The 4,687-nt window shown below is 63.0% G+C and carries 5 protein-coding genes; all 5 read right to left on the bottom strand.

Annotated elements, in window-relative coordinates; all coding sequences use genetic code 11:
- Positions 1 to 28: 28 nt before the first annotated feature.
- Entirely contained in the window at positions 29 to 385 is a 357-nt protein-coding gene (locus B4394_RS21455) for an ArsR/SmtB family transcription factor (protein WP_078312874.1), read from the bottom strand.
- A gap of 46 nt (positions 386 to 431) precedes the next feature.
- On the bottom strand, positions 432 to 1,175 hold the full coding sequence (locus tag B4394_RS21450) for an APH(3'') family aminoglycoside O-phosphotransferase (protein WP_170915078.1): 744 nt from the start codon (positions 1,173 to 1,175) through the stop codon (positions 432 to 434).
- Between the two features lie 17 nt (positions 1,176 to 1,192).
- Complete coding sequence (locus B4394_RS21445) at positions 1,193 to 1,768, bottom strand: hypothetical protein (RefSeq protein WP_078312876.1); 576 nt, start codon at positions 1,766 to 1,768, stop codon at positions 1,193 to 1,195.
- Between the two features lie 215 nt (positions 1,769 to 1,983).
- Positions 1,984 to 2,196 carry a hypothetical protein gene (locus tag B4394_RS21440; protein WP_139360361.1) on the bottom strand — a complete coding sequence of 71 codons (213 nt, stop codon included), beginning with the start codon at positions 2,194 to 2,196 and terminating at the stop codon, positions 1,984 to 1,986.
- 44 nt (positions 2,197 to 2,240) lie between these two features.
- The gene (locus B4394_RS21435; protein ID WP_078312878.1) at positions 2,241 to 4,415 is read right to left on the bottom strand and encodes a glutamine synthetase III family protein; all 2,175 of its coding nucleotides are present in this window, start codon (positions 4,413 to 4,415) and stop codon (positions 2,241 to 2,243) included.
- Between the last annotated feature and the right edge of the window lie 272 nt (positions 4,416 to 4,687).

Here is a 4,687-nt window from a genome sequence, read left to right as displayed (position 1 = left end):
ACGGCGTTGAGCTGGTGTTCGACGTCTATCACGAGGCACTCTCCTTGGGCGTGGTGGTTGTGCGGCGTTGACGCCTGCCGCGAGCGATTTCGGTGCCGAGTGCGTCCAGATGTGGAGTCCAGTTGCGGCGAAAGGTATCCAGCCAGCGATCCACCTCGCGCAGCGGCGCGGTGTCCACGCTGTAGAGACGGCGGGTTCCCTCGGTGCGAACTGTCGCGAATCCGTTGTCGCGCAATACCTTCAGGTGTTGCGATACGGCGGGCTGACTAATCGCGAATTCCGAGCGGATTACCTCGGCGACAGCACCGGAGGTCATCTCCCCCGCGTGAATCAGCTCCAGAATGCGGCGGCGCACCGGGTCCCCGAGGATGTCGAAGGCGTGCACACCGCGATATTAGAAGGTTCTACTTATATAAGTCAAGCATGAAATACTAACCCCAGGTGAGCGGATCGAGCTGCAGGTAGAACTCCAATCGATCAGGGTCCGCAGGTGTTCCGTAGCTGTTCAGGAACCGTGCGCGCGCCGTGCCGGCGCGGGTGTCTTCGGGCCAGGTCTCGCGGGAAGTGGCGAAGAGCAGCGCGAGATCCGCATGTCGGTCGGCCAGCCCAAGTCTGCCGAGGTCGATGAGTCCGGCCACCGAGAAATCTGCCGGAACGATGAGGATGTTCGGCAGGCACAGGTCACCGTGGCACACCACCAGGTCACCGGGTTCCTGGGCAAAGCGTTCAGGAAGCTGGCCGGTGACGCGGGCCAGGAGCTCGGCCGCAGGAACCGCACGATCCCGGTCGGGCAGGAAGTCCGGGTTGACGGCGTCGCGGGCCACCACGTCACGCGCCAGCGCCATGGTGGCGGCGAGATCCCGCGTGAAGGGACAGTCGGCTGTCGGTATCGCGTGCAGCCGCCGCACCGTATCGGCGATGGCAGGCCATGCCCTGTCCAGGTCCTCCGCGTGGAGCTGATCGGCCGGTATGCCCTCGACCGCCGCGGTGACCAGCACCGGACCGCCGGCCCCTGTGGTCCAGTCGAGAACGGTCGGGCCCGGGACATCTTGAGCACTAAGCCATTCGATGCGATCTCGTTCGTCCTCGAGGCTGTCGCCGCCCACTTTCGCGTAGCGCGAGCCCTCGGGCGACCGGTAGACCAAGGCTCCGGACTCCCCCGTCGTGACGGGCATCCAGGCCGAGAGGTCGATCAAACGCCCGTCCAGGCCGAATCGAGTCGGTGTGCGACATCGATCGTGCGAGCCGCCATGGCCTTGGGGTTGTCGACCTCATTGGCGACGTATTTGGCGATGAACCGGCTGATGAGCTGGTCAACCCCCGCCAAAATGCGTAGCAGCTCCCCACGGATGGTGGTCGAGGACACGTCGACTGTGATGTCCGAGGGGCCGGGCGGCGCGACATCGATGATCAGCTGCAACGGCGCGGCGGCGCGGGCGGTCGCCTTGAGGTTGATGTTGCCCGCGACGTTGAACCGGCTCTTGTCGAGCTTCAGGTCGATCAAGAGATCGATGGCCAGCGGCACCTGGATGTCGAAGGTGATGATCTCCCCGCCGTTCCGGGTGACGATCGGGTCCAGGATCTGGACCTTCGCGGTAACCTTCGCGATTTTGCCAGGCCCTTGGGCCATCGGGCCGACCTCGAACGGCTCGCCGGCGATCGACGCGACCGCGGCCTTTACCCGGGCTTCGCTGACGGCTATCTCGAAGAACGCCCTGCCGAACTCCTCGTAGGAGAGGTACTGGTGGACACTTGCCTCGCTATCCATAGTGAGAGATACCGTCTCATGGACGGGGCCGGAAGTGTGAACTGTCGGGCTGTCCGTGTGTCAGAAACCCCGAATGCCCGACGATCGAAACGATCGTCGCATCAGTAGCAAACATGTGATGGATGTTACGTTGCACGTAGGTGGTCAGATAACACATGGGCGGCTATATGCGGCATACGCAGGCACCGCCCCTGTTGGCCAGGACCTGACTGGGCCTAGTCACGGTGGCTCTGAGCGAGCTCGCCGGTGGTGATGGCCCGGCGGACGTTGGCCCTTCGTTCTTCGATCGTGCGGCCAAACTCCTGCATGAGCAAGGGGTTGCGGTGTACCAGTGTCTCGACCTGCTCCCGCTCAATCTGCAGGACGGCGACCTCACCGACCGCGTACGCGCAAGCGGCTGATATGCCGCACAACACTTCTGCCGTCACACCCCGAACAAACGGGGTGCGACGGCAGAAGTGCGTGCCGTGTCTTAGAGGATGTAGAGCATCTCCTGGTAGGTCGGCAGTGGCCAGAGATCGTCGGCCACTATCCCCTCGAGAACGTCGGCGGCGGCACGCACCGCATCCATCGCCGGCAGCAGGCTCTGGGCGTGCTCTGCCTCCTCCAGCGCGGTGGTCGCGAAGTCACTCTCGACTCCCTTTCTGAGATCGGCGAGCGCGTTGATCAGATCAGAGATGGGAGCCGACACGTCCTCCAACAAGGTGGTGCTGGGTTCAACCCCGGCGGCCTTCAGCGCGGCGACATTCTGGGCGATCTCGGTCTGGTAGCGCACAGCCGCGGGGAGCACCACCGTCGAACCCAGTTCCAAGGACAGCTTCGCCTCGACGTGAATGGTCAGCGCGTACTGCTCGAGGCCGATCTCGTAACGGCTGTGCATCTCCCGGTCGTTGAAGACCTTGTACTTGTCGAACAGCTCGAGGGCGTCCGGCTTGATCAGCTCGGGCAGTGCGTCCAAGGTGGTCTTCAGGTTCGGCAGGCCGCGAACGGCCGCCTCGGTCTGCCACTCCTCGGAGTAGCCGTCGCCGTTGAACACCACCGCACCGTGTTCGGTGATGATGTCGGTGAGGAGCTGCTGAACGGCCTTGTCGAAGTCCGTGCCGTCGGCGACCTCCTTCTCCAGGACGGTGGCGATGTAGTCGAGCGATTCGGCCATGATCGTGTTGATCGTGACCATCGGCGCTGCCACGGTCTGCATCGATCCCGGTGCGCGGAACTCGAAGCGGTTGCCGGTGAAGGCGAACGGGCTGGTGCGGTTGCGGTCGCCTGGATCGGTGGGCAGGACTGGGAGGGTGTCGACGCCGATAATCATGCTGCCCTTGCCTTTTGACGAGGTTGCCGCACCCTTGGCAATCTGCTCGAACACATCTGCTAGCTGATCGCCGAGGAAAATCGAGATGATGGCAGGCGGGGCCTCATTAGCGCCGAGGCGGTGATCGTTGGTGGCTGAAGCCACTGAAACCCGGAGCAGCCCACCGAATTTGTGCACGGCCCGGATCACCGCAGCGCAGAAGACCAGGAACTGTGCATTCTCATGCGGTGTATCGCCCGGCACCAGCAGGCTGCCGAACTGCGAGTTCCCCAGCGAGAAGTTGACGTGTTTGCCCGAACCGTTGACTCCGGCAAAGGGCTTCTCGTGGAACAAACACTCCATGCCGTGCTTCTTGGCGATCGTCTTGAACGTCGTCATGAGCAGCTGCTGATGGTCCGAGGCGATATTGGCGCGCTCGAACATCGGGGCGATCTCGAACTGGCCGGGCGCGACCTCGTTGTGCCGGGTCTTGGCCGGGATACCGAGTTTGAACAGTTCACGCTCGGTATCCATCATGAAACCGAGAACACGCTCGGGCACCGCACCGAAGTAGTGGTCGTCGAACTCCTGGCCCTTCGGCGGCTTGGCGCCGAACAACGTGCGACCGGCGTTGATCAGGTCGGGGCGAGCCAGGAAGAAGTGGCGGTCCACCAGAAAGTACTCCTGCTCCGGACCGCAGAAGGACACGATGTGATCGAAGCTGCTGTGGCCGAACAGTTTCAGGATGCGCTCGGCGTGCTCGCCCATCGCCTGCTGACTGCGCAGCAGCGGGGTCTTGTGGTCGAGAGCCTCACCGGTCATCGACACGAACACGGTCGGGATGCACAAAGTATTGCCATTGGGGTTTTCGAGGATGTATGCGGGGCTGGTGACGTCCCAGCCGGTGTATCCCCGCGCCTCGAAGGTGTTGCGCAGCCCGCCGCTGGGGAAACTGGACGCATCCGGCTCGCCCTGGATCAGGGTCTTGCCCGCGAACTCGGCCAGAGTCGCACCGTCGCTGACAGGTTCGAGGAAGCTGTCGTGCTTCTCCGCGGTCAGACCGGTCAACGGGTAGAAGACGTGCGCGTAGTGCGTCGCACCCTTCTCCAGTGCCCAGTCCTTCATCGCCGACGCGACGGCATCGGCGACGGCCGGGTCCAGCTTGGCGCCCTGCTCGATTGTGGCGGTCACCGACTTGTAGACCGACTTGGGAAGCCGCTGTTGCATCACGGCCTTGCTAAAGACGTTCGCGCCGAACACCTCACCCGGCTCTTCACCGACCACAAAGCTGATTGCCGGGGGCACGTAGGCCTCGACATTATTGATCGCCTGCAGCCGGACAGCATTTCCGCTCATTGACTTCCTATCGCTGTGACGTGCCCGCATCTGATTCGCGGGCGACCAACGTGGCTACGTTAGGGACAACCGATAACCGGCATGTTTCCCGTACATCAACAGCAGAATGCCGAGCTGTGGATCTCCCCTGGGCATGCTGTGCGGACTTCGGCTCGTGCTGAGTACTTCACGGAGACGCAACATGTGGGAGCTGTGTTTGACATATCTGCTGCGCATTCTTCTCGCCGCGGCTCTTAGGCCGTGCACCTTTCCGAGCCGTCAAGGAGGAATGC

The sequence above is a fragment of the Mycobacterium sp. D16Q16 genome, assembly GCF_002013745.1.
Lineage (GTDB): Bacteria > Actinomycetota > Actinomycetes > Mycobacteriales > Mycobacteriaceae > Mycobacterium.
Note: the sequence above shows the minus strand (reverse complement) of the source record. Positions and strands in the feature narration are given on the sequence as shown.